General features: G+C 75.6%; 20 protein-coding genes. 9 read left to right on the top strand and 11 right to left on the bottom strand.

Annotated elements, in window-relative coordinates:
* Positions 1-83: 83 nt before the first annotated feature.
* Together OG774_RS01565 and OG774_RS01560 are read right to left on the bottom strand one after the other, a co-directional pair.
* A complete protein-coding gene (locus OG774_RS01565) occupies positions 84-1,430 on the bottom strand; it encodes an FAD-dependent monooxygenase (protein WP_328306191.1) in 1,347 nt (448 codons plus the stop codon).
* A gap of 321 nt (positions 1,431-1,751) precedes the next feature.
* Positions 1,752-2,228, bottom strand: coding sequence for a helix-turn-helix domain-containing protein (locus OG774_RS01560; RefSeq protein WP_328306190.1), 477 nt, complete (start codon positions 2,226-2,228; stop codon positions 1,752-1,754).
* Positions 2,229-2,504: 276 nt separating this feature from the next.
* Between OG774_RS01560 and OG774_RS01555 the strand changes: the two genes are divergently transcribed.
* Complete coding sequence (locus OG774_RS01555) at positions 2,505-4,322, top strand: serine/threonine-protein kinase (RefSeq protein WP_328306189.1); 1,818 nt, start codon at positions 2,505-2,507, stop codon at positions 4,320-4,322.
* A 12-nt stretch (positions 4,323-4,334) separates the two neighbouring features.
* Here the strand turns inward: OG774_RS01555 and OG774_RS01550 are convergent, their stop codons facing one another.
* On the bottom strand, positions 4,335-5,969 hold the full coding sequence (locus OG774_RS01550; RefSeq protein WP_328306188.1) for a Na+/H+ antiporter: 1,635 nt from the start codon (positions 5,967-5,969) through the stop codon (positions 4,335-4,337).
* A gap of 52 nt (positions 5,970-6,021) precedes the next feature.
* On the opposite strand from OG774_RS01550, the gene OG774_RS01545 reads away from it, so the two are divergent.
* Both OG774_RS01545 and OG774_RS01540 read left to right on the top strand, forming a co-directional pair.
* Complete coding sequence (locus OG774_RS01545) at positions 6,022-6,597, top strand: type II toxin-antitoxin system PemK/MazF family toxin (RefSeq protein WP_328306187.1); 576 nt, start codon at positions 6,022-6,024, stop codon at positions 6,595-6,597.
* A gap of 116 nt (positions 6,598-6,713) precedes the next feature.
* Complete coding sequence (locus OG774_RS01540; protein WP_328306186.1) at positions 6,714-7,658, top strand: PP2C family protein-serine/threonine phosphatase; 945 nt, start codon at positions 6,714-6,716, stop codon at positions 7,656-7,658.
* 4 nt (positions 7,659-7,662) lie between these two features.
* Here OG774_RS01540 and OG774_RS01535 read toward each other — a convergent pair whose 3' ends face one another.
* From OG774_RS01535 to OG774_RS01520, 4 genes are read right to left on the bottom strand one after another with little or no spacing between them, the layout of a single operon-like run.
* Complete coding sequence (locus OG774_RS01535; RefSeq protein ID WP_328306185.1) at positions 7,663-7,869, bottom strand: hypothetical protein; 207 nt, start codon at positions 7,867-7,869, stop codon at positions 7,663-7,665.
* Between the two features lie 60 nt (positions 7,870-7,929).
* The gene (gene tsaD, locus OG774_RS01530; protein ID WP_328306184.1) at positions 7,930-8,985 is read right to left on the bottom strand and encodes a tRNA (adenosine(37)-N6)-threonylcarbamoyltransferase complex transferase subunit TsaD; all 1,056 of its coding nucleotides are present in this window, start codon (positions 8,983-8,985) and stop codon (positions 7,930-7,932) included.
* A 45-nt stretch (positions 8,986-9,030) separates the two neighbouring features.
* Entirely contained in the window at positions 9,031-9,984 is a 954-nt protein-coding gene (locus tag OG774_RS01525; protein ID WP_328306183.1) for an NAD-dependent epimerase/dehydratase family protein, read from the bottom strand.
* Positions 9,981-11,135, bottom strand: coding sequence for an FAD-dependent monooxygenase (locus tag OG774_RS01520; protein WP_328306182.1), 1,155 nt, complete (start codon positions 11,133-11,135; stop codon positions 9,981-9,983). Before OG774_RS01520 ends, OG774_RS01525 begins: the two co-directional genes overlap by 4 nt.
* Positions 11,136-11,206: 71 nt before the next feature.
* Here OG774_RS01520 and OG774_RS01515 point away from each other — a divergent pair, with 71 nt between their 5' ends.
* Positions 11,207-11,773 carry a TetR/AcrR family transcriptional regulator gene (locus OG774_RS01515; RefSeq protein WP_328306181.1) on the top strand — a complete coding sequence of 189 codons (567 nt, stop codon included), beginning with the start codon at positions 11,207-11,209 and terminating at the stop codon, positions 11,771-11,773.
* Between the two features lie 103 nt (positions 11,774-11,876).
* On the opposite strand, the gene OG774_RS01510 is transcribed toward OG774_RS01515, so the two are convergent.
* The gene (locus OG774_RS01510; protein WP_328306180.1) at positions 11,877-12,287 is read right to left on the bottom strand and encodes a hypothetical protein; all 411 of its coding nucleotides are present in this window, start codon (positions 12,285-12,287) and stop codon (positions 11,877-11,879) included.
* Entirely contained in the window at positions 12,284-13,960 is a 1,677-nt protein-coding gene (sigJ, locus tag OG774_RS01505; RefSeq protein ID WP_328306179.1) for an RNA polymerase sigma factor SigJ, read from the bottom strand. Before sigJ ends, OG774_RS01510 begins: the two co-directional genes overlap by 4 nt.
* A gap of 61 nt (positions 13,961-14,021) precedes the next feature.
* Here sigJ and OG774_RS01500 point away from each other — a divergent pair, with 61 nt between their 5' ends.
* Both OG774_RS01500 and OG774_RS01495 read left to right on the top strand, forming a co-directional pair.
* Complete coding sequence (locus OG774_RS01500) at positions 14,022-14,480, top strand: MerR family transcriptional regulator (protein WP_328306178.1); 459 nt, start codon at positions 14,022-14,024, stop codon at positions 14,478-14,480.
* Positions 14,481-14,596: 116 nt separating this feature from the next.
* The gene (locus OG774_RS01495) at positions 14,597-15,532 is read left to right on the top strand and encodes an EamA family transporter (RefSeq protein ID WP_328306177.1); all 936 of its coding nucleotides are present in this window, start codon (positions 14,597-14,599) and stop codon (positions 15,530-15,532) included.
* Positions 15,533-15,556: 24 nt separating this feature from the next.
* On the opposite strand, the gene OG774_RS01490 is transcribed toward OG774_RS01495, so the two are convergent.
* Positions 15,557-17,248 carry an SLC13 family permease gene (locus tag OG774_RS01490; RefSeq protein WP_328306176.1) on the bottom strand — a complete coding sequence of 564 codons (1,692 nt, stop codon included), beginning with the start codon at positions 17,246-17,248 and terminating at the stop codon, positions 15,557-15,559.
* Positions 17,249-17,360: 112 nt separating this feature from the next.
* The gene (cobN, locus tag OG774_RS01485; protein WP_328306175.1) at positions 17,361-21,029 is read right to left on the bottom strand and encodes a cobaltochelatase subunit CobN; all 3,669 of its coding nucleotides are present in this window, start codon (positions 21,027-21,029) and stop codon (positions 17,361-17,363) included.
* Between the two features lie 143 nt (positions 21,030-21,172).
* Here cobN and OG774_RS01480 point away from each other — a divergent pair, with 143 nt between their 5' ends.
* The 3 genes from OG774_RS01480 to OG774_RS01470 are packed head-to-tail and all read left to right on the top strand — an operon-like array spanning position 21,173 to position 24,476.
* Positions 21,173-22,306 (top strand): precorrin-3B synthase, encoded by a 1,134-nt coding sequence (locus OG774_RS01480; RefSeq protein ID WP_328306174.1) that lies wholly within the window; start codon positions 21,173-21,175, stop codon positions 22,304-22,306.
* The gene (locus tag OG774_RS01475) at positions 22,303-22,989 is read left to right on the top strand and encodes a precorrin-8X methylmutase (RefSeq protein WP_328306173.1); all 687 of its coding nucleotides are present in this window, start codon (positions 22,303-22,305) and stop codon (positions 22,987-22,989) included. The genes OG774_RS01480 and OG774_RS01475 overlap by 4 nt, the downstream gene beginning before the upstream one ends.
* Positions 22,986-24,476, top strand: a complete 1,491-nt coding sequence (locus OG774_RS01470; protein ID WP_328306172.1) for a precorrin-2 C(20)-methyltransferase — start codon at positions 22,986-22,988, stop codon at positions 24,474-24,476. The genes OG774_RS01475 and OG774_RS01470 overlap by 4 nt, the downstream gene beginning before the upstream one ends.

Below are 24,476 nucleotides of genomic sequence, written 5' to 3'. Positions count from 1 at the left end.
TCGGCGCCCGTGGTGTCGAGGGCCTCGCGACGTCTCCGCCGGGGCACACGCTCGGCCCAGCGCCGACACCGGCGGCGACCAGCTTACGGGCGACCCAGTGCAGGAGGCCCCATCGCACGCGTCCCGGACGTGGCGCCCGGGTGAACGTCGCCCCGATCGGGTGCGCGTCCCCCGCAGACCGGCGCGCCGATCCCGGCGTCGGCGCCTGAACCACCCGGGCCGCCGGGTCCCGCGGCCCGCGACGCCAGGGCGTGCAGCACCCGGCCGGCCGGCGGCCACGACGCGACGCGCAGCGCTCCGCGGCGCACCCCGGCCACGAGGCGGTTGCCGGGGAGGAAGAAGTGGCGTGACCGCCGGGCCGCGCTGCCCGCCGCGAGCGCCGCGGGCCGGTGGGCCTGCTCCCACTGCGCGAGCCCGGCCTCGGGGTCGTCGGGGTGCGCGGTGAGGTGGGTCCCCAGCGTCTCGCCGCCCACGAGCGCGAGCGCCGAGCCCTGGCCGGAGTAGAGCGTCGGGCACCACGCGGCGTCGCCGACGAGCACGACGCGACCGCGCCGCCACGACCCGATGCGGATCTGGGCGACGGTGTCGACGTGGGTGGTGCCGGCCTCCTCGACGCCGTCGAGGATCTCGGGCATGAGCCCCGCGAAGTCGCCGTAGACCCGGCGCAGCGCGCCCACCGGGTCGCGGGCCGCGCGGGACGCCGCGTCGGCGCCGTCGGCCCCGAGCAGGTCCGCGCGGAAGGTGAAGAAGACGACGGGGTCGTGCTCCGCGACGGCCATGAGGTGCGCGGTGCGACCGACCTCCGCGGGCACGACGTAGTCGCCCTCGCGCAGCTCGCCGGGCAGCCGCGGCAGGATCGCGGAGATCACGACCTGGTCGAACTCGTGGCGGAAGTGCTCGTCGGGGCCGAAGACCATCCCGCGGACCGCCGAGCGCACCCCGTCGGCGCCGACGACGAGGTCGAAGCGCTCGCGCGTGGAGCCGTCGGGGCCGTCGAGCACCACGTCGACGGTGTCGCGGCGCGGGTCGAGCCTGCGGGGGGCGGTGGCGAACCGGACCGTGACGTCGTCGGGGCGCGCCGCCCAGAGCGCGGCCTCGAGGTCGCCCCGCACGAGCGCGAGCGCGCGCGGGTCGTCGGCCAGCGACGCCTCGACCCGGGACACGGTGCGCCCGCGGCCGTCGACCCCGGTGATGATCCCGTCGGCGGGCAGCCGGGTGCGCAGCGCGCCGGAGACCCCGAGGCGGCCGGCCGCGGCGAGGCCCTCGGGCGCGAGGCGCACGAAGTACCCGCCGGTGCGCCGGGCGGGGGCGCGCTCGCAGACGTCGACGCTCCAGCCGGCACGGTCCAGCGAGGCCGCGGCGGCGAGCCCCGCGACGCCGGCGCCGACCACGAGTGCCCGCGGCGGTCCGTCACGCCCGGTGCGCTCCACGATCCCCACAGTAGGCGTCGCCGCAGGGCCGGACCCGTGGGCGGGCGCGTGGGCCCGCTCTCACAGGGGGCTCCGGACAGCACGCGGCCCCGTCACCGGCGAGGCGTGACGGGGCCGGGAGGAGAGCTCAGCTGCGCGCCGGCTCGCTGCGGCGGAAGTGCGCGCACTCGCACTGGGCGCAGTGGTCGCCGAGGTAGTAGTGCTCGTGCGACTCACGCGGGTGCCGACAGGAGCAGAGGTCCACGAGCGGAACCCGGGCCAGGGACGGCGGGATGGGGGCGCGGAGGAAGGGACGGTGTGACCGACGGTGGTCGATGAGCTTCATGTGGAGGAGGTCCGTTGAGGTGGAGGGGTCGGCAGGGGCGGTCGAAGAGCGGTCGTGGGCACTTCGTGCCCGCGCGCACGGTGGGTACGCGCGGACGGCACGGGGTGGGCGGTGGTCCCGCCCCGGGCCGCGACGAGCTCCGTCCGGACCCGTGACAGTTCACGTCGGGCCTGATCGAGCTCGTCGTGGGCCTGGTCCCGCTCGCGCGTGACCAGGGCCACCTCGTCCTGCAGCGACACGACCATCGCGGCCGCGGTGAGGGTCAGCCCCTCGTCGAACAGCTCGCGGATCCGGGCGGCGAGGGCCAGCTGCCGACGCGACCAGCGTCGGTGCCCGCCGGCGGAACGATCCGGACGGACCATGCGACCCGCATCCAGACTCCGGAGGAACGCCTGCCTCACACCCAGGAACTCCGCTGCCTGACCGGTGGTCAGAGCGGGGGTCTCCTCGTCGTCGAGGCTCTCGGCGCCCACGGCTTCCGTCGCGTCCTCAAGTTCGTGCACTGCGTGCGTCCGCACCGCGTTGCGCAGGGCGAACGTCCCGAAGTTCTACTCGCCACTGCAATTTCTGTCAACGCTCAACGAGACACGAGCAGGGCGTGTCACCCGGAGGGAGTGATCCGCGGGTGACGGTCGGGTGACGAGGTGCCCACGATCACCCGAATTCGTGGACTCGGTATGTCGCTGTGGCCCGATCCGGGTATGTGTGGTGGAAGGATGGGACTCGGTGTCGAGTAGGGGGGGTGGACGATGGGCCAGTCGGATCCGTCCGCGTCCCCGTCCGGCCCCTCCGCACCCGGCCCGCTCCCCGAGCGTCTCGGTCAGCGCTTCGCCCTCGGCGAGCTGATCGGCCGGGGCACGTGCTCCGAGGTCTACCGCGCCCACGATCTCCTCCTCGACCGCGACGCCGCCGTGAAGATCTTCCCGGTGGCCGACGACCCGCGCATCGAGCGCGAGGTCTCGCTCACCGCGTCGATGGACCACCCGAACCTCGTGCCCGTCTACGACGTCGGCGGCGTGAACGGCCGGGCGTTCGTGGTGATGGCGCTGCTCGAGGGCGGCAATCTGTCCGATCGGCTCGCCGACGGCCCGCTCCCGGTGGCCGAGACGCTGCTGGCCGTGGCGGCGGTGGCCGACGCGCTCGGTCACGTGCACCGGGCCGGCGTCCTGCACCGCGACGTGACGCCCCGCAACGTCCTCTTCGACGGCGACGGGCGCGCGCACCTGTCCGACTTCGGTGTCGCCTTCGTCGCCGACGCCCCGCGCATCACCGACACCGGCATCGTCGTCGGCTCGGCGCCCTACCTCGCCCCCGAGCAGGTCCGCGGCGAGCCCGTGGGCCCGCCCGCCGACGTCTACGCCCTGGGCCTCGTGATGATCGAGGCGCTCACGGGGCGCCCGGCCTACGAGGGCGCGCCCCTGGCCGCCGCCCGCGAGCGCCTGGAGCGTCGTCCCGAGGTCCCCGAGGGCCTCGACTTCGAGATCGTGACACTCCTCGAGGCGATGACCGCGGACGATCCGGCCCACCGCCCGCCCGCCGAGAACGTGTGCATCGGCCTGCGCCGGGCCGCGCTCGCCGCCGAGACCCTCCCCGCGAACGGCGCGCCCCTCCCGTTCGCCGGCCTCGGCCTGCCCGGCCTCCTCCACGCCACGACCGACACGTCCGCCACCACCGACACCTTCGCCACCGCGGGCGCCACCGCGGGCGGCACCGCGGCCGCGGCCCGGGCGGAGACCCCGCGCCGCGAGCCGCGCCCCGTGCTCGCCCGGTCCGGCGGTCTCGTGATCGCGGCCTCGGTGGCCGCGGCGGTCCTGCTCGCCGGTGGCGTCGTCGTCGCCTCGGCCTGGACCGTCGACAGCGTCGCCGCCTCCGCCCCGCCGGCGGCCACGCTGGCCCCGCCGACCGCGGAGGTCGTGGCCGACCCCGGCCCGGGGTCGCTCGTCGGCCGCGGGTCCGGCCGGTCCGAGGCACGCGACGAGGACCGCGGCTCCCGCGGCGACGACGAGCCGGTGACGGTGCGCCGCGGATCGAGCGCGTCGCAGCGCGCCGCCGCGACCACCTCGACCGACGGCGGCGCGGCGTCCTCCGCGCCCCGCGAGACCACGTCGGCCGCGCCGACCACGGAGACGTCCCCGGAGCCGACGCGGGAGACGACCCCGGAGACCTCGTCGTCGACGCCCTCGCCGTCGTCCGAGCCGAGCGAGAGCACCGAGCCGTCGACGCCGTCGCTCGCCCCGGGTCTGTCGCTGCCGTCGGTCACCGTCCCGTCGGTGTCGCTGCCCCTGCCCACCGGGACGTCGTCGACCACCAGCCCGGCGCCCTCGTCGAGCAGCACGACGTCGAGCAGCAGCACCTCGAGCGCGGCGCCGTCGTCGACCACCGCCGCCGACCCGACGAGCAGCGCCCCGGCCTCCCGCACCGAGGCCTCCCGCACCGAGGCCTCCCGCACCGAGGCGAGCACCGAGGCGAGCACCGACGCGGCGTCGAGCGCCACCACGACGACGTCGACGCCGAAGCGCGCGGCCGCCCTCACCGACCCGGCGCTCGAGGCGCTCGGCAGCCGCTGACCGGCCTCCAGCTCAGCGCAGCGAGACCATCGACCGGACGTCGAGGCGCCGCAGCACCCGGTCGGCCACCTCGGGGTCGACGCCCGGCTCGCTGCGGGCGGCGAGCACCTCACGGCGCGCGGCGGCGAGGGCGAGCGACTGCACCCGGTTCCACTGGTCGCGACGTCGGCGCAGGGTCTCGAGGCGGCGCTCGTAGTCGGCGCGGCCGGCCGCGTCGTCCCCCGGCGCGCCGCCCATCCCGCCGCCGGGCCCGCCCTCCCCCGCGCCGAGGCGGGCGAAGCGGGCGCGCAGCTCGCCGAGCACCTCCTCGCCGACGCCGTCGTCGAGGCCGAGGGCCTCGCGGTCGAGGCCGGCGAGCTCGGTGAGCGCCGCCCGGCGCGCCCGGCCGGCGAGGCGCTGCTCGGCGTCGCGCCCGACCTCCTCGCCCTCCTGCACCCCGAGCCGGCGCAGGAGCAGCGGCAGGGTCAGGCCCGGTACGACGAGCGTCGCCACGAGCACCCCGGCAGCGATGATCACCAGCTCGGTGCGGAACGGGAACGGGCTGCCGTCGGCGGTGACGCGCGGCAGGGCGAGGGCCAGCGCCAGGGTGGCGAGGCCCCGCATCCCCGACCAGGTCAGCACCGCGGCCTCGGCCGCGGTCCGTGGTGCGGCGAGCTCGGCACCACCCCGCCGGCGCACCACCACGAGCGCCGCGAGCGCCCACACCGCCCGCACCGCGATCACGACGACGGCGACGACGGCGGCGTCGGCCACCATCCCGCCGAGCCCGGTGCCGGCGTCGGCGACCACCGCGCGCAGCTCGAGCCCGATCAGCGCGAACGCGGCCGCGGTCACGAGCATCTCGACGACGTTCCAGAACGCCCCTCCGGTGAGGCGCTGCTCCACGTCGTCGGCGTCGGCGCGCTCGCGGGTCTGCAGCGCGGCCACCACGACGGCGATCACGCCGGAGGCCTCGATCCCGTCGGCGGCCAGGTAGACGGCGAAGGGCAGCACGAGGGTCAGGGCGCTCGGGGCGACGGGGTCGGTCAGCCGGTCGGCCAGGCGCCCGGCGAGCCAGGCCGCGGCGAGACCGACGAGCACCGCCCCCACGGCCGCCCACACCAGCTCCAGCAGCGTCCCCGCGCCCGCGGCCTCCCCCGACACGGTCGCCGCGATCGCGGCCTGGAACACGACCAGCGCGGTGGCGTCGTTGAACAGCCCCTCGCTCTGCAGCACCGAGACGAGCCGTCGCGGCATCCGCAACGGCCCGGCGACGGCCTCGACGGCGACGGGGTCGGGCGGGGCGACCGCGGCGCCGATCGCGAGGGCGGCGCCGATCGCGATGCCCGGGACCAGCCACACCACCGTGGCGCCCACCGCCGCGATGGTCACCGCCACCAGCAGCACGGCGAGGAAGAGCACCGAGCGCCAGCGCTCGCGGAACACCGTCCACGACGCCCGCTGCGCGGTGGCGAACAGCAGCGGCGGCAGGAACAGCGGCAGGATCAGCTCGGGGTCGAACTGCGGGGCGTCGATGCCGGGGACGAACGCGGCTCCCGCGCCGACGAGCACGAGCAGCACCGGCCACGGCAGCCGGAGGCGGTCACCCACGCCCACGAGCACGACCCCGACGAGCAACGCCGCGACCACGAGCGCCAGCACGGTCATGCGGCCGGACCCTGCCAGAGCACCGGCGCACCGACGCGGCATGCTGATCCCCATGGCGGGATTCCGGGACCTCGTGGGGCGGGCACTGCAGGCCGGGCTGGACCTGCTGAACAAGCAGGCGGACAGCCAGGGTCGGCAGCAGGACCGGGGGCAGGGTCGGGAGCAGGGTCGGGAGCAGGGCCGGGGCGGGCCTCCCTCGGGCCGGCCGGGACCGTCGCCGGCGGGCGGTGGCGTACGGAGCGCGGCCGCGAACGAGCGGGCCGGCGCGATCTCCTACCAGCCCGACCTCGACGGTGCCGCCGATCCGGGCGAGGTCGTGTGGACCTGGGTGCCCTACGAGGAGGACGCCTCACAGGGCAAGGATCGTCCCGTGCTCGTCGTCGCCCGCGGGAAGGGCGGCGACCTGCTCGGCCTGATGCTCTCGAGCCAGGGCCACCGGCGCGACGACGCGCACTGGCTGAGCGTCGGGTCGGGCCCGTGGGACCGCGAGGGGCGCGAGTCCTTCGTCCGACTCGACCGCGTCCTGGAGATTCCGGAGGACGGCATCCGGCGCGAGGGCGCGATCATGCCCGCCGGCGCGTTCGAGCACGTGGCGGGCGAGCTGCGCAGCGGCTACGGCTGGCGCTGACCACGCGACGAGCCGCTACCCTCCAGCCACCGACCCGGCGCCCTGTCCGGGTTTCGATCGTCCTCCGTCACCGCGTCGCGGCTGCTCGGCCGGGCCCGAGGGTGTAAGGAGTGCCCGTGCCGATCGAGCCCGCGTCCGTCTCGCCCTCCGTGTCCTGCGGAGCCTGTGGCGAGCCCACCACCGGAGAGGACGCGCGCTGCGAGGCCTGCGGGCGCCGTCCCGCCGGCGTCGAGCACGCCGAGGACGTCCTCGAGAGCCCTGGTGCGGGGACCGCCGACCTGATCGTGCTGGGCGCCGGTGTCACCGATCGCGGACACCGCCGCCGGCGCAACGAGGACGCGTTCGACCTGGTCCGCGTCGCCACCGACACCGGCGACGTGGTCGTCGCCGTGGTGTGCGACGGGGTCGCCTCCGTACCCGGCGGGGCCACGGCCTCGCGCGCGGCCTGCGACGTCGCGGTGGCCGCCGGTCGGGAGGCGCTGGCCGGCGGGCAGGACCTCGACGACGCCGCCGCCACCACCGCCGATGCCGCGCGCCGGGCCGTCGCCGCGCTCGCGCCGGGCGCCGGTCAGGCCCCGGCGTGCACCTACGTCGCGGCCGTGCTCGACGCCGAGCGCGCGGTGGTGAGCTGGGTCGGCGACAGCCGTGCCTACTGGCTCTGCCCCGCGACGCCCGAGGACTCGGCGGTGCTCACCGAGGACGACTCGTGGGCCGCCGAGATGGTGGCCGCCGGCGTCGTCGGCGCGGAGGACGCCCTGTCGGACCCGCGCGCGCACGTCATCACCCGCTGGCTCGCGGCCGACGCCCCGGACGTCGTCGCCCGCCACCGCAGCTGGGTCCTCGACGACACCGGCGTCCTGCTGCTGTGCAGCGACGGGGTGTGGAACCACCTGCCCGACCCCGCGGTGCTCGCCGCGGCCCTGCCGTCGGCGACGACGCCCACCGACGCGGACGGCGTGCACGCGGGTGCGCTCGCCCTCGTCGACGCGGCCCTCGATGACGGCGGCCACGACAACGCCACCGCCATCCTGCTCGCGGTCGGTCCGGCCCCCGGGGCCTGAGCGGTCACAAGGGGGTGCGGGCCGCCAGGTGGGTCGGTGTCATCGAGAGGGCGATCATGACCTCGCCGGAGTCGACGTAGGCCCGGTCGGGGATCTGCTCGAGCTTCGTGCGCGTGCGCGGGTCGACGCCGTAGTCGTCGGCGACGGCGAGCACCTGCCACCGCCGCAGCGGGAAGCGCTCGCCGTCCAGGACGGCGCGGAATCCGGGCATCCCTCCACGGGTACCGGGGCTCGCCACGATCGACAACGTGAGCGTTCCGACAGCTCGCGTTCACGCCACGGGTAACGCCCGAGTCCCGTGCAGCAAGGCCCCGGTCAGCCGCGCGCGGGGGTCGGCGGCCACGTCGAGGGGGTCGGGCTCGACGTCGGCGCGCACCAGCAGGTCACCGAGGGCGGCGATCATCGCGCCGTTGTCGGTGCACAGCCGGATCGGCGGGACGCGCAGGGTCAGGCCGGCGGCGGCGCAGCGCTCCTCCATCAGCGAGCGCACGCGGGAGTTCGCCGCGACCCCGCCGACCATGAGCAGGGTGTCGGCGCCCTGGTGGGCGCAGGCGGCGACGGCCTTGCGGGCGAGGGTGTCCGCCACCGCCTCCTGGAACGACGCCGCGACGTCGGGCACGGGCAGCGTGCCGTCGTGGGCCTCGACCCAGCGGGCGACGGCGGTCTTGAGGCCCGAGAACGAGAATGTCCACGGCGGGTCGGACGGACCCGTGAGCGGGCGCGGGAAGGCGATCGCGCGCGGGTCGCCGTCGCGGGCGGCGCGGTCGATCGCCGGACCGCCCGGATAGGGCAGGCCGATGAGGCGCGCGACCTTGTCGAACGCCTCGCCCGCGGCGTCGTCGACGGTGTCGCCGAGGTGCACGATCTCGTCGCGGGCCAGGTCGCCGACGCTGAGCAGCGACGTGTGCCCGCCCGACACGATGAGCGCGACGCAGCGCTCGGGCAGCGGGCCGTGGTCGAGCACGTCGACCGCCGCGTGCCCGGCGAGGTGGTGCACGGCGTAGAGCGGCACCCCGGCGGCCAGCGAGTACGCCTTGCCCGCCGCCAGCCCGACCTGCAGCGCCGGGCTCAGACCGGGCCCCGCCGTGACGGCGACCGCGGTGACGTCGGCGAGGTCCACCTGGGCGCGCTGCAGGGCCGTGCGCACCATCGGCGCCATCGCCTCGAGGTGCGCCCGCGCCGCGACCTCGGGCACGACGCCGCCGAAGCGCGCGTGCTCCTCCATGCTCGACGCCAGCGCGTCGCCGAGGAGCACCCCGCCCGAGACCAGGCCCACCCCGGTCTCGTCGCAGGACGTCTCGATGCCGAGGACCAGGGGCGTGCTCACCCCCGCATTCTGCCCTCGCCCATGCCGGGAACCGGGGCCGGGACCTCAGGCCGGCACCAGCCGCCGGCGGGTGCGGTCGGGGTCGGCGCGGTACCAGGCGAGGGTGGCGGCGATGCCGTCGTCCCAGTCGGTCGCGCGCGTGCTGAACGAGGCCCGGAACGCGGAGTCGTCGACGAGGAACGGCTGCTCGAACTGGTAGAGCAGCTCCGCGCCCTCGCGCGCGATCGGCGAGACGAGGCGCATCGCCGCGACCATCGCCGGAGTGATCCGGCCGAGCCGGGGCTCGTGACCCGCGGCGGCGAAGACGCGCTCGACGAACCGGCGGCCGGTGATCGCCGGCGGCACCGGCGTGTGCCAGACGCGGCCGGTGGCGCCGGCCGGGGCGAGGGAGAGCTCGACGAGCGCGGCCCCGACGTCGGGGGTGTAGCCGGCGGTCATCGGGAGGTCGGGGTCGCCCGGCCAGCGGACCGTCCGGCCCTGCGCGGCCTCACCGAAGACCCCGGCGGCCAGGAGCGACTCGACGCCCGGGCCCCACAGCTCCGGCGCGCGCCCGATCACGGTCTCCACCTCCCCCCGCGCGTGCGCGGCCAGCACCATCTCGGCGAGCCAGGCCCGCAGAACGCCCTTGGACGACACCGGCGCGACCGTCGTGTCCTCCCGCATCGGGGCGTCGACCTTCCCGTACATCCAGGTGTCGTCGGCGAACACCAGCCGCGCCCCCGCCGCGCCCGCGGCCGCGAGCAGCGCCCGGGTGGCCGCCGGGAACGCGGCCCGCCAGGTGGTGAACGGCGGGTTCACGCAGTGGTGGACCACCGCCGCGTCGCGGCAGACATCTCGCATCGCGGCGGCGTCTCGTGCGTCGGCGGCGACCGCCTCGGCGCCGTCGACCGGGGTGCCCGACCGCGTCACCGCGCGGACGGGCAGTCCGCGGCGGACGAGGTCGGCGCACACCGCCCGCCCGATCCCACCGCCGGCGCCGACGACGACGTGCGTGCTCATGAGCTCATGTCCTTCTGGTGCGGGGTGTCGGGGGTGCCGAGCATGCGGTCGAGACCGGCGGCGGCGACGCCCGCCGGGAGCGCCGCGACGAGCGCGTTCCGCGCGGCCACCGCGAGCGGCGAGCGCCACAGGGCCACCTCGCCCGCGCGGCGGGAGCGTCGTGCCACCGCCTCCGCGCCGGGGCGCCGGCGGGCCTCGTAGGCGGCGAGGGACGCCGGGTCGTCGGTGGCCTCCTCGGCGAGGGCCACCGCATCGAGGAACGCCTGGGCCGCGCCCTGGCCCAGGTTCGGGGTCATCGCGTGGGCGGCGTCGCCCAGCAGGGCGATCCGTCCCTGGTGCCAGGAGCGCGGCGGGCGCAGGTCCTCGAGCGCGTGCACGAGGACCGGCCCCTCGACGGCGTCGAGCACGGACGGGATCGGGTCGTGCCAGCCCGCGAGTCGCGCGCGCAGCCAGGGCAGGGGGTCGTCGCGCGCCGGGACCTCGGCGGTGGGCACGACGGCGTAGAGGTAGGTGCGGGCGCCGGGCAGCGGACCGAGGCCGACGAGGGCGCCGTTCCCCCAGCTCTCGCCGCCCTCGGCCAGGTCGTGGGCGGCGATGAGCCGGAACCCGGTCTGCCCGGTGGGTCGCGGCACGGCCTCGGGCCACGCGGCGGCCCGGATCGTGCTGCGCAGGCCGTCCGCGGCGACGACGAGCTCGGCGGGGTGCTCCCGGCCGGCGTCGTCGTGGACCACCGCGGGCCGGGTGGCGTCGCCGGGGTCGACCCGGCGCACCTCCACACCCGTCGTGACCTCGGGGGCCGCGGTGCGCAGCAGGGCGTGCAGGTCGGGGCGCCGCAGCACGACGACGCGGTCGCCCTGGCGCCGGCGCAGGTCGGCCGTGTCGGTGCGGGCGAGCCAGCGGCCCGACATCGTGCGGATGCCGCCGCCGACCTCGACGGTGCCCGCGGCGCGGGCCTGCGCGCCGATCCCCGTCGGACCGGGCCCGAGCACGTCCAGCGCCCGCAGCGCGTTCGGCCACACGGCGATCCCCGCGCCGGCCTCGTCCGGTTCGGCCCGGCGCTCCAGGACCGTGACGTCCCATCCGTGCCGGCTCAGCGCGATTGCGCCCGCCAGTCCACCCAGCCCCGCGCCCACGACCACCGCTCGCGCCATGACCCTCACTCCTCTACGTCTGTAGTAGCAGCTACTCTACGGCTGTAGAGGATGCCGCCGGAAGGGGACGGATGGTGGAACGCCGGGACGTCCTCGCCGACGCCGCGATCACGGTGCTCGCCCGGGCGGGCAGCCGCGGTCTGACCCACCGCGCGGTCGACGGCGCCGCCGGCCTGCCCGAGGGCACGAGCTCGTACTACTTCCGCACCCGCTCGGCGCTCCTGCAGGCCTGCGTCGACCGGATGGCGGCGCGGACGCTGTCGGAGATGGCGAGCGGGGCACCCGCGGGGCCTGCCACGCTCGACGGTCTCGTCGCGGCCGCCGTGGCGACGGTCGGGCGCTGGCTCGCCGACGACCAGGAACGCCTCCTGGCGCGCTGGGAGCTCGCGCTGGAGTCGACGCGACGCCCCGAGCTGGGCGCGGCCCTGCAGGCGGCGGGCGCCCGGGTGCGCGAGCGCGTGGCCGCGACGCTCGCCGCCCTGGGCATCGTCGAGCCCGAGCGCCGGGCCCACGACCTCGTCGCCTGCCTCGACGGCCTCGCGTTCGACCAGCTCGCCGGCGCCGGGGCCCCGCGCGACTCCGCGGCGCTCCGGGCCGCGATCACCGACGTCGTGCGGGGGTTCACGGGGTCGCCGTGAGGAGTCACCGTGAGGGCTCTCCATCTCGATCTCCCGAGAGTGTCGTGAGTGCTCCCGCCGCGGACAGCACTGGTGACACTGTCGGGAGATCGACATGGAGAGCTCACGTCACCGGGACCACCCGCCGATCCCGGGCCACGAGCACCAGCACCGCGACGGCCAGGACGATCTCGACGAGGAACCCCGTCTGCTGGAGCACCGCGTCGAGCAGCGGGAAGTGCTCGAGGTGCAGGCAGTGGAACACCGTGTGGGGCACGGTGAAGGTCAGGAACGCGACGACCGCGGTGATCACCACCCGCCGGTCGAGCCACCACGCGGCGAGCGCCAGGGCGACGCCCATGGCCAGGGTGCCGGCGCCGACGTCGCGCACGAGGTGCTCGTTGTACGGCGGGAGCAGGGCGACCCAGGGCGTGCCGCCGTACGGGAACGCCTCGTAGAAGGCCACGGGCAGGAACAGCGCCCAGGAGCCGACGACGAACTGGATCGCCGCGAGGGCGCCGAGCAGGATCCTCATCGCGTGCCCTCCGCCCGGGCCGCGAGGAACTGCTCGAAGGTGACGACGCCGTCGGCATGCTCCGGCGTGAGGTGGGCGCCGTCCCGGTAGCCGCGGGCGATCGCGCCGGGCAGGCGCAGCGGGACGACGGCGCGGCGCCGGCCGGAGGCGGCGAGCCAGTCACGGGCGAGATCGGCCATCGGGCGGACCTCGGGGCCGCCGAGGTCGTTCGCCCGGCCCTGCGCCGGGCCGTCGACGAGATCGGCGAGGCGGTCGGCGACGTCGTCGAGCGCGACCGGCTGGAACGACGTGCCGGCGAGCACGGGCAGGAGTCCGGTGCGGGCGGCGGCGGTGAAGATCTGGACCAGGAGGTCGTGGAACTGCGTCGCGCGCAGGAGCGTCCACGGCAGCCCGGATCCCTGTACGACGCCCTCGGCCCGGACCTTCTCCCGGTAGTAGCCCAGCGGGATGCGGTCGACGCCGACGATCGAGACGAACACCAGGTGCGGGGTGCCGACCCGTCGGGCGGCCGTGACGAGGTGCTCGGTCGCGGCGGCGTCGCCCCTCGGGGCCGTCGCGCAGTGGACGATCGTCGAGACGCCCGCGACGGCCTCGTCGAGGCCCTCGCCGATCGCCAGGTCGCCGACGACGCGGCCGGGCCCCGGCCGGCGGCTGAGCACGCGCGGCCGATCGAGCCGGGCGACGAGCGCGCCGCCGAGCCTCCCCGTCCCGCCCGTCACGAGCACGGTCATGTGTCCTCCCGAGGCCGTCGGGCGCCTGGGTGCGGCGCCCGTCAGGAGGGTCGACCGGACAGCCCCTCGGAACGTGACACCTGCCCGGCGAGGAAGGTGAGCTTGTCGGGGTTGCGCAGGAAGCGGACACCCTGGGATGCGGTCGCCTTCGGTGTCGACCGTGACCACGCCGACGAGCTCGCCGTCCTGGTAACCGAGCAGGGCCGGGGCACCGTTGACCTCGGCGGCCGCGCCGGTCCCCCGCCACCGCGACGGCCCGAGGATGCCGACGAGGAACCGCGCGACGGCGTCCCGGCCGTGCACGGGGCGCCGGGCCGCGCTGACCTTGCCGCCGCCGTCGGACCAGACGGTGACGTCGGCGGCGAGCAGCGACTCCAGGCCCGCGACGTCGCCGTTCCGGGCCGCCGCGACGAAGCGCGCGAGCAGCGGCCCGACGTCGGCGCGCGGCGGGGCCGCGGGCGCCGTCGCGAGGTGCCGGCGGGCCCGGGTGTGCAGCTGGCGGGACCCGGCCTCGGTGACGTCGAGGACGGAGGCGACCTCGGCGTGGCTGTGCCCGAACGCCTCGCGCAGCACGTAGACCGCCCGCTCCGGGGGCGTGAGCCGTTCCAGCGTCGTCAGCAGGGCGAGGGACACCGACTCGCGCTCCTCGACCGTCGCGGCCGGGCCGGTCGCCGGGTCCGTCGTGAGGATCGGCTCGGGGAGCCACGGCCCGACGTAGGTCTCGCGGCGGGCCCGGGCGGAGTCGAGGCGGTTGAGGCACAGGCGGGTGACGACGGTGGTCAGCCAGGCGGCGGGGTTGTCCACCGCGTCGCCGTGGCCCGACCACCGCAGCCAGGCGTCCTGGACGACGTCCTCGGCGTCGTGGGCGGACCCGAGCATGCGGTAGGCGAGCCCGAACAGCCGCGGCCGCTGCGCCGTGAACGTCTCGGTGGCGTCCCTCACGACGACCATCCTGCCCGGGAACGCTTGCCTTCGACCGCACTCGAAGTCCTACGGTCGAGGCGTGAGCGTGACGACCGAACGTCTGCGGGACCTCATCGAGACGATGCCGGCCGAGCTGCCGCCGCTCACGGTCGAGCTGGTGCGCGATCTCGACATCGCCGAGCACCTGGCGATCGCGGACGTCGCGGCGCTGACCGGCCTGTCGCCGCACACCCTGCGCTACTACGAGCGGATCGGGCTCGTCGATGTCGCGCGGGATGCGGGCGGGCGTCGGGTCTACGACCGGGACGCGGTGGGCCGGGTCGTGTTCATCACGCGGCTGCGCGACTCGGACATGCCGATCGCGTCGATCGCGCGCTACGTCGAGCTGGTCAAGCAGGGCCCGGAGACCGAGCCGGAACGCCTGGCACTGCTCGAAGCGCACCGCGCCGACGTGCTCGTCCGCCTCCGTGAACTGCAGGCCGCCCTGGCCGTCGTCGACTACAAGATCACCGCCTACGGCGGGGCCTGCGGCAGCTAGGAACACGAGCAGAGCCAGCGCGGCGACCGGCGGCACACCCCGCGCGGCGCGATGGTCTTCGCCCTCCTGACCGGCCCTTGCCGTGCCGGTGATCGTGCTGCTCTGATCTGGGGATCATGGGCCGCGCCGGAGCCGACCGACGTCCGACGCGCACCGCGTCCGGCCTGGCGATCGCGCTGCTCTCCGCGTTCTCCTTCGGGCTCGCCGGGCCGTTCGCGGCCGCGTTGCTCGCGGTCGGCTGGTCGCCGCTCGCGGTGGCGCTGGGCCGGCTGGCCGGCACCGCGGTCCTGCTCGGGGTGCCGCTGGCGCTCGTGTTCGTCCGCGGGTGGCGTCCGCGCGCCGGCCACCTGCGCGCCGTCGTGGTCTACGGGATCGTCCCCCTCGCCGGCGCGCAGGTCTGCTACTTCAACGCCGTCGACCACCTCTCGGTGGGCGTCGCGCTGCTCATCGAGTACACCGCGCCGGTGCTGCTGCTCGGCTGGATGTGGGCACGCGGCGGCGCGCGTCCGAAACCGGCGACGCTGCTGGGTGCGGGGCTGGCGGTGGCGGGTCTCGTGCTCGTCCTCGACGTCGCCCGCGGCGCGGAGTTCGACGTCGTCGGCGTGCTGTGGGGCCTGGCCGCCGCGGTGTGTCTGGCGGCGTACTTCCGCCTGTCCGCCGACGCCTCCGACGAGAACGGCCCGCCCGCGCTCGTGCTGACCGCGGGAGGCGCGATCGTCGGCAGCGCCGTCGTCGTGCTCGTCGGGGCCGTCGGTCTGCTGCCGCTCACGGCGACGACGACCCCGATCTCCCTCGCGGGGTGGACCGCGCCGTGGTGGGTCGGCGTCGTGCTCGTGGCCGCGCTGTCGACGACGCTCGCCTACCTCACCGGGATCGCCGCCGTCGGGCGGCTGGGGTCCCGGCTGGCGTCGTTCGTCGGGCTCAGCGAGGTGCTCTTCGCCGTGCTGGGCGCGTGGTGGCTGGTGTCCCAGCGGCCCACGCCCACCCAGGTCGCGGGCGGCGTCCTCGTCGTCGCCGCCATCGCGCTGATCCGGTGGGCGGAGGGGGTCTGAGCGCGCTCCGCGAGCACTCCGGGCTCAGTAGGCGATCCCGAACACCGCGACCAGCAGCGTCATCGCGGTGAGCGTGATCAGCACGATGGCGACGAGGTTGAGCCACACCCCGCCGCGGACCATCTGCCCGATCGTCACGTACCCCGAGCCGTAGGCGATCGCGTTGGGCGGGGTGGCGACCGGGAGCATGAACGCGCAGGTGGCGGCGAGGGCCACGGGCGCGGTCAGCAGCAGCACCGGGGTGCCGATGCCCATCGCGACCCCGCCGACGAGCGGCAGGAACGTCGCGGCCGTCGCGGTGTTGCTGGTCAGCTCGGTGAGCAACAGCACCCCGGCCACGAGCAGCAGCACGAACAGCGCGGTCGGGATGAACCCGAGTCCCGCGGCCTGCTCACCGATCCACTGCGAGAGCCCGCTCGAGTCGAACTGCTCGGAGAGCGCGAGCCCGCCACCGAAGAGCAGGAGCACGCCCCAGGGCAGCTGCAGCGCGCTGTTCCAGTCGAGCAGCCGCACGCCGAGCGCGGCACCGGCCGGGGCGAGGAAGAGCACGACGCCGACGGTCATGGCGATGCCCGCGTCGCTGATGGCCGGGTTCTCCCAGACCAGCGGGATGACCACCCAGCTCAGCGCGGCCAGCACGAACGCGGCGAGAACCCGCTTCTCCCCGCTCGAGGGCGGGCCGAGCCGCTCGAGCTCGCGGTCGATGAGCGCCCGCCCACCGGGGATGCGGTCGATCTCGGGCTTGAACAGCACCTTGGTGAGCACGAACCACGCGATGGCCAGGAACACCACGGAGAGCGGCAGGCCCACGAGCATCCACTGGCCGAACCCGATCTGGATGCCCTGGGTCTCCAGGTAGCCCACCAGCAGCGTGTTGGGCGGGGTGCCGATGATGGTCGCCAGGGAGCCGATCGAGGCGGCGTAGGCGATCCCGAGCATCAGCGCGGTGCCGAACGTCGACTGCACGACCGTGCGGCGCGCGCTCTCGTCGTCGGGGGTGTCGCCGGCCGGGGCGGAGCCGCCCCGGCCCGTGGTGGCGGGGTCGAGCACGAGCAGCAGCACCGAGATCCCGATCGGCAGCATCATCACCGCGGTCGCGGTGTTCGAGACCCACATGCTCAGGAACGCCGTCGCCACCATGAACCCGGCGACGAGCATCGTGGGCTCGGTCCCCATCGCCCGGATCGTCACCAGGGCGATGCGCCGGTGCAGGTTCCACCGCTGCATGGCCAGGGCCAGCAGGAACCCGCCCATGAACAGGAAGATGATGTCGTCGCCGTACGAGGCCCCGACATCACTCACGCTGGGCCCGCCGAACACCGGGAAGATCACGAGGGGCAGCAGGGCGGTGGCCGGGATCGGGATGGCCTCGGTCATCCACCAGACGCCCATGAGCACCGCGACCCCGGCGGTCAGACGCGCCTCGGAGGCCAGGCTCGCGGGCAGCAGCAGGTAGACCAGCACCGCCGCGACCAGGCCGGCGAGCAGGCCGATCCGCCGGCGACGGACGATCCGGGGCGACTCCGGCTGGGCCTGCAGACCCGGCGAACGGTGCTCGCGCCCGCCGAGGTCCGCAGGGTCGTCCGCAGAGTCGTGCGGGGTGTCGTCCGCGGTGTCGTCCGCGGTGTCGTCCGCGGTGTCGTCCGCGGTGTCGTCCGCGGTGTCGTCCGCGGTGTCGTCCGCGTCCGGCTGCGGCGTGGTGCGGCCTTCGGTCATCGCGACCCCCCGTCGGTCGGTGCGGCGTGACCCGTCACGGTAGGGCCGGGCCTTCACACCTCCGGGGGACGAACCTTGCGGTTGGCCGACGATCGGTGCTGCTCACGCGCCGTCAGGCACCTTCGGCATCCCCCTCGGCCTCGAGGAAGGCCTCGCGCAGCTGCTCGACCATCGCGGGGTCGGGCTCGGCCCAGAGCCCGCGGTCGACGGCCTCCAGCAGGCGCTCGGCCATCCCGTGCAGCGCCCAGGGGTTGGCGTCGCGCAGGAACGCGCGGTTCTCCGGGTCGAGGACGTAGTTCTCGGTGAGCGAGCCGTACATCCAGTCGCTCACCGTCCCCGCGGTGGCGTCCCAGCCGAAGAGGTAGTCGACGGTCGCGGCCATCTCGAACGCGCCCTTGTAGCCGTGGCGGCGCATCGCGGCCATCCAGCGCGGGTTGACGACGCGGCTGCGGAAGACGCGCGCCGTCTCCTCGATCAGCGACCGGGTCTTCACGTTCTCCGGCCGCGTCGAGTCGCCGACGTACGCGGCCGGCGCGGCCCCGGTCAGCGCGCGGACCGTCGCGATCATGCCGCCGTGGTACTGGTAGTAGTCGTCGGAGTCGGCGATGTCGTGCTCGCGGGTGTCGATGTTCTTCGCCGCCACCGCGATCCGCCGGTACGCCGCGCGCATCTCGTCGACCGCCGACTCGCCCTGGCGCCCGCGCCCGTACGCGTGCCCGCCCCACGTCGTGTAGATCTCGGCGAGGTCGGCGTCGCCGCGCCACTCCCGCGAGTCCATCGCCTGGAGCAGACCCGCGCCGTAGGCACCGGGGGGCGAGCCGAAGATGCGCGTCGTCGCGGCCTGCCAGTCCGACCCGCCGGCGACGTCGGCCCGGGCGTGAGCGGCGACGAAGTTGTCCTCGTCGGCCTCCTCGAGCCCCGCGACCAGCTGCACCGCGTCGTCCATCGTCGCCACGACGTGCGGGAACGCGTCGCGGAAGAACCCGGAGATGCGCAGGACGACGTCGACGCGGGGCCGGCCGAGCTCCTCGGTCGGCGTCACCTCGAGGCCCGTGACCCGGCGCGACGCCTCGTCCCACACCGGCCGGACGCCCATCAGCGAGAGCGCCTCGGCGATGTCGTCGCCGCTCGTGCGCATCGCCGCGGTGCCCCACAGCGACAGGCCGACGCTCGTCGGCCACTCGCCCTCGTGGTCCTCGCGGTACCGCTCGAGCAGGGAGTCGGCGAGCATCTGCCCGGTCTCCCAGGCCAGCCGCGACGGGATCGCGCGCGGGTCGATCGAGTAGAAGTTCCGCCCGGTCGGCAGGACGTTGACCAGCCCGCGCAGCGGCGACCCGCTCGGCCCCGCCTTCACGTGCCCGCCGTCGAGGGCGTGCAGGACCCCGGTGATCTCCTCGGTGGTCCGGTTCAGTCGCGGGACGACCTCGGTGGCGGCGAAGGTCAGGATGTCGGTGACGACCGGGTGCTCGGTCCCCAGCACCTCGAGGGTGACGTCGGCGGCGACTGCGCCGACCCCCCGGGGATCCGCCCAGCCCTGCTTCTCCATGCCGAGCACCAGCGAGTGCGCGGTCTCCTCGAAACGGTCGGTGTCGGCGCGCGACGTGCTCCCGTCCTCCTCCATGCCCAGCGCCTCGCGCAGCCCGGGCAGCGAGTTCGTGCCCGACCACAGCTGCCGCGCGCGCAGGATCGCGAGCACCATGTCGACGCGCTCCTGCCCGCCGGGCGCCTGGCCGAGCACGTGCAGGCCGTCGCGGATCTGCGCGTCCTTGATCTCGCAGAGCCAGCCGTCGAGGTGCATGACGAAGTCGTCGAAGCGCTCGTCGTCGGGCTGGTCGGAGACGCCGAGGTCGCTGTCGAGCTTCGCGGCCTGGATCAGCTGCCAGATCTGCCCGCGGATCGCGGTGATCTTGCCGGGGTCCATCGCCTGGATCGAGGCGTACTCGTCGAGCAGCTGCTCGAGCCGGGCGAGGTCGCCGTACGACTCGGCGCGCGCCATCGGCGGCACGAGGTGGTCGACGAGCGTCGCGTGCGCCCGGCGCTTGGCCTGCGTGCCCTCGCCCGGGTCGTTGACCAGGAACGGGTAGACCAGCGGCAGGTTCCCGAGGATCGGGTCGGGCGCGCAGGACGCCGAGAGCGCGGCGGTCTTGCCCGGCAGCCACTCGAGGTTGCCGTGCTTGCCGACGTGCACCAGCGCGTGCGCCCCGAACTGCGTCTGCAGCCACCGGTAGGCCGCGAGGTAATGGTGCGAGGGCGGCAGGTCGGGGTCGTGGTAGATCGCGATCGGGTTCTCCCCGAACCCGCGGGGCGGCTGCATCATCACGACGACGTTGTCGCGCTGGAGCGCGGCGACGGTGATGGCGCCCTCATGGAGGAACATCGAGCCGGGTGCCGTGCCCCAGTGCTCCTCGACGCCGGCGCGGAAGTCCTCGGGCAACGTCGCGAACCACGCGGTGTACTCGTCGACGGGCACGCGCGCGGGGTTCGCGGCGAGCTGCTCCTCGGTGAGCCAGTCCTGGTCGTAGCCGCCCGCGTCGATGAGGGCGCGGATCAGGAGATCGCCGTCCTGGACGTCCAGCCCGGGGACGTCGCCGATGGTGTAGCCGGACTCCCGCATCGCGGCGAGCAGCCGCACCACCGACGCCGGGGTGTCGAGACCGACCGCGTTCCCGATCCGCGCGTGCTTCGTCGGGTAGGCGCTGAGCACCAGCGCGATGCGCTTGTCGGCGTTCGGGACGTGGCGCAGGCGCGCGTGCGACACCGCGAGGCCGGCCACGCGCGCCGCCCGCTCGGGGTCGGCGACGTAGACCGGCAGGCCGTCGGCGTCGGTCTCCTTGAAGGAGAACGGGACGGTGATGACGCGCCCGTCGAACTCCGGCACGGCCACCTGGTTCGCGGCGTCGAGCGGGCTCACGCCGTCGTCGTCGCCGAGCCAGTCCTCGCGGGACCGCGTCAGGCACAGGGCCTGCAGGATCGGGACGTCGAGCGCCGCGAGCGCTCCGGTGTCCCAGCTCTCGTCGTCCTCGCCCGCGCTCGCCGACGCCGGGCGGGACCCGCCCGCCGCGAGCACGGTGGTGACCAGGACGTCGGCCTGCCGGAGCACCGCGACGAGCTCGTCCTCCGGCGCGCGCAGCGACGAGCAGAACACCGGCTCGGGCACCCCGCCCGCGTCGACCACCGCGCGGCACAGGGCGTCGACGAACGCGGTGTTCCCGGCCATGTGGTGCGCGCGGTAGTAGACGATCGCGACGCGGGGGCGGGCCTTGTCCGCAGCGAACGCGCTGTTCGCTGCTTCTATGCGCGCAAACTCCCCGTTCGCTCCCTCGGCGGAGGCAGCGTCCCAGCCCTCGAGCCGGCCCCAGTTCGGCATCTCGGCCGGCGGGTCGAAGCCGTGGCCGGTGAGCAGGACGGTGTCGGAGAGGAAGTGGTGCAGCTGCGTGAGGTTCTCCGACCCGCCCTGGGCGAGGTAGAGGTGCGCCTGGGTGGCGACGCCGACGGGGACGGTCGACGACTCCATGAGCTGCGCGTCCGGGCTCTGCTCGCCGCCGAGGACGACGACCGGCCGGGGCTGCGACGGCGCGAGCAGGGCGTCGAGGCCCGCCTCCCACGCCTGGCGCCCGCCGAGCAGGCGCACGACGACGAGGTCGACGCCCTCGAGCAGGGCCTCGAGGTCCTCCACCGCGACCCGGGCGGGGTTCGCCCAGCGCCAGGCACCCTCCTGCCCGGGGGTGCTGGCCCGCGCCGAGCGCAGGTCGGTGTCGGACGTCGACAGCAGCAGCAGCACCGGCGCTCCCGGGGGTCGGTGGCGGGCGCCCGGGAGTTCGGACGCCTCATCATCTGATCAGACATCGTGACACGGGCACCGGGGTGCAGGTCCGTGTCGCCGGGCACTCTCATCTGAGCATCTGACTAGATACTGTGTCGACGATGCCCGACTCCCGACGACGTGACGGCGCCGAGCCTACGGACCCGCGCACGACCCCGCGGACCGTGCCGGACGCCTGTCCGGGCGCCTGGCGACGCCACGACGCCGCCGACGGCGCCCTGGCGCGCTTCCGCCCCGTCGGCGGCGCCGTCACCGGCGCGGAGCTCCGGGTGCTCGCCGACGCCGCCGCGACCGGCGGCTCGCCGCTGGAGCTGACCTCGCGGGGATCGCTGCAGGTCCGCGGCCTGACCGCGGAGGGCGCCGACCGGCTCGCGGCGACGCTCAGTGCGCTCGGCGGGGACGCCGCGCTGCTCGACACCCAGGGCCGCGACGTGCCCTGCAGTGTCGTGGCCTCGCCCTCGGGGCTGCTCGACGACGCGGCCCGTGCCGTCGCCGACGCCCTGCGCGGGCGCACCGAGGTGCCCGGCCGGCTGCTCGTCGCGCTCGACGACGGCGCCGGCGACGTGGCCGCCCTCGACGGGGACGTCACGGTGGTCGACGGAGCGCTCGTGCTCGCCGGCACCCCGACCGACCTCACCGGTGACCCCGCCGCCCTCGCCCTCGCCGCGGTCGAGGCGTTCCTCGAGGTCCGGGGCAGCGCCTGGCGCGTGGCCGAGGTGGGCCCCGAGAGGGTCCGCCCGGGCGTTACTGGCTGGTATCGCTCGCTGAGCGAGCGATACCAGCCAGTAACCGCACGACACGGCGCCGGCCCGGAGATCACCGAGGTGCTCCCCCGCCTCGGGGAGATCGACGCACCGACCGCCGCGGTGCTCGCCGACCTCGCCGACGCCGGGGCCACCCTGCGCGTCACGCCCTGGCGCACGGTCGTGCTGCGCGAGCTCGCCGACCCCGACGACGCCCTCCGCCGACTCGCGGACCTCGTCGAGACCGGGCCGTCGCCGTGGTCGAGCCTGTCGGCCTGCGTCGGCGCGCCGCGCTGCGCCCGCTCGCACACCGACGTCCGCGGCGACCTCGCCCACGCCGTGGCCACGGGCTGCGCCGGCGGGCTCCTGCACGCGCACTGGGTCGGGTGCTCGCGGGCGTGCGGCACGCCGGCCGGTCCGGTCGCCGTGGTCGAGGGCACGCCCGGCGGCACCTATCGCACGACCGTCCGAGCAGGGAGGGTGTCCCCGTGAGCGCCGGCCACACACAAACGGCAGCGACGGAGTGGTCCGCTGTCCCCTCCTACGTCGCCGACGGCCCGGAGATCTATCGCCGGTCGTTCGCGATCATCCGCGCGGAGGCGGATCTCGCGCACCTCCCCGGGGACGCCCACGACGTCGTCATCCGCATGATCCACTCGTGCGGGATGGTCGACCTCGCCGCCGACACCGAGGTCTCCCCCGGTGCGGTCGCCGCCGCGCAGGACGCCCTGAAGGCCGGCGCTCCGGTGCTCTGCGACGCCATGATGGTCGCGAGCGGCATCACGCAGCGCTTCCTGCCCGCGGGCAACGAGGTCGTCTGCACGCTCAACGCCCCCGAGGTCCCGGCCCGCGCCGCCGCGATGGGCACCACCCGCAGCGCCGCCGCCCTCGAGCTGTGGCGACCCCTGCTCGACGGCGCGGTCGTCGCCATCGGCAACGCGCCGACCGCGCTGTTCCGGCTGCTCGAGATGATCGAGGAGGGCGCCCCGCGCCCCGCGGTCGTGCTCGGCCTGCCCGTCGGGTTCGTCGGGGCGATGGAGTCGAAGGCCGCGCTGGTGGGGCATCCGGCCTCGTTGGAGCACGTCGTCGTCCACGGCCGCCGCGGCGGGTCCGCGATGACCGTGGGCGCCGTCAACGCCCTCACCCTGGGCTGCGCCCAGGGAGTCGCTCAGTGACCGGACGGCTCTACGGCGTCGGGGTGGGCCCCGGCGACCCCTCGCTCATGACGGTGCGGGCGGTGGACCTCGTGCGCGGCGCCGACGTCGTCGCCTACCACTGCGCGCGGCACGGCCGCTCGCACGCGCGCTCGATCGTCGCGCAGTACCTCGGCACGCAGACCGAGGAGCAGCTGACCTACCCGGTCACCACGGAGCAGACCGACGACTACCAGGGCCGCCTCGACGCCTTCTACGCCGAGGCCGCCGCCCGGCTGGCCGCCCACCTCGACGCCGGCCGCGACGTCGTGGTGATCGCCGAGGGCGACCCGTTCTTCTACGGCTCCTACATGCACCTGCACAAGCGCCTCGCCGACCGCTTCCCCACCGAGGTCGTGCCCGGCGTGACCTCGGTGTCCGCGGCCGCCGCGTCGCTGGGACGCCCGCTCGTGGAGCGCGACGAGGTCCTCACCGTCCTGCCCGGGACGCTGCCGCCCGACGAGCTGGCGGCCCGCCTCGCCGACACCGACGCCGCGGCGGTGATGAAGCTCGGCCGCACGTTCACCGGGGTCCGCGCGGCCCTCGCGACCTCGGGACGCCTCGACGAGGCGTTCTACGTCGAGCGCGCCTCCACCGAGACCGAGCGCACCGCGGCCCTCGCCGACGTCGACCCGGGCACGGTGCCGTACTTCTCCGTCGGCATTGTGCCCTCGCGGGTGCACGCCGACACCACCCCGGCCGCGCGGACGGAGACCGCCGAGGTGATCGCCGGCCGGACGCCCGGCGAGGTCGTCGTCGTGGGGCTGGGGCCGGGGGCGCGCGACCGGCTGACCCCCGAGGCGGCCGCTGCCCTCGCGTGGGCCGACGACGTCGTCGGCTACGCGACCTACACCGCGCGGGTCCCGCCGAACCCCCGCCAGCGCGTACACGCCTCGGACAACAAGGTCGAGTCCGAGCGTGCCGCGTTCGCCCTCGACCTGGCCCGCTCCGGGCACCGCGTGGCCGTCGTGTCGTCCGGCGACCCCGGGGTGTTCGCGATGGCGTCGGCCGTGGTCGAGGTCGCCGCCGACGACTACCCCGACGTCCCGGTCCGCGTCGTCCCCGGCGTGTCCGCGGCGCAGGCGGTGGCCGCCCGGGTCGGCGCCCCGCTGGGCCACGACTACGCGATGATCTCGCTCTCCGACCGGCTCAAGCCGTGGGAGGTCGTCGAGCGCCGGCTCGCCGCCGTCGCCGACGCCGACATGGCGATGGCCCTCTACAACCCGGGCTCGCGGTCACGGACCTGGCAGGTCGAGGCGGCCCGCGACCTGCTGCTGAAGTACCGCGACCCGTCCACGCCGGTGATCGTCGGCCGTGACGTCGACGGGCCGGAGGAGTCGGTGCGCGTCGTGCGCCTCGCCGACCTCGTGCCGGGCGAGGTCGACATGCGGACCCTGCTCATCGTCGGGTCGTCGAGCACGCGGTGGCCCGCCACCGGCACGGTCTACACGCCGCGACGGCACGGGTAG

Origin of the sequence: Actinomycetospora sp. NBC_00405 (genome assembly GCF_036044095.1) — a bacterium.
Taxonomy (GTDB): domain Bacteria; phylum Actinomycetota; class Actinomycetes; order Mycobacteriales; family Pseudonocardiaceae; genus Actinomycetospora; species Actinomycetospora callitridis.
Note: the sequence above shows the minus strand (reverse complement) of the source record. Positions and strands in the feature narration are given on the sequence as shown.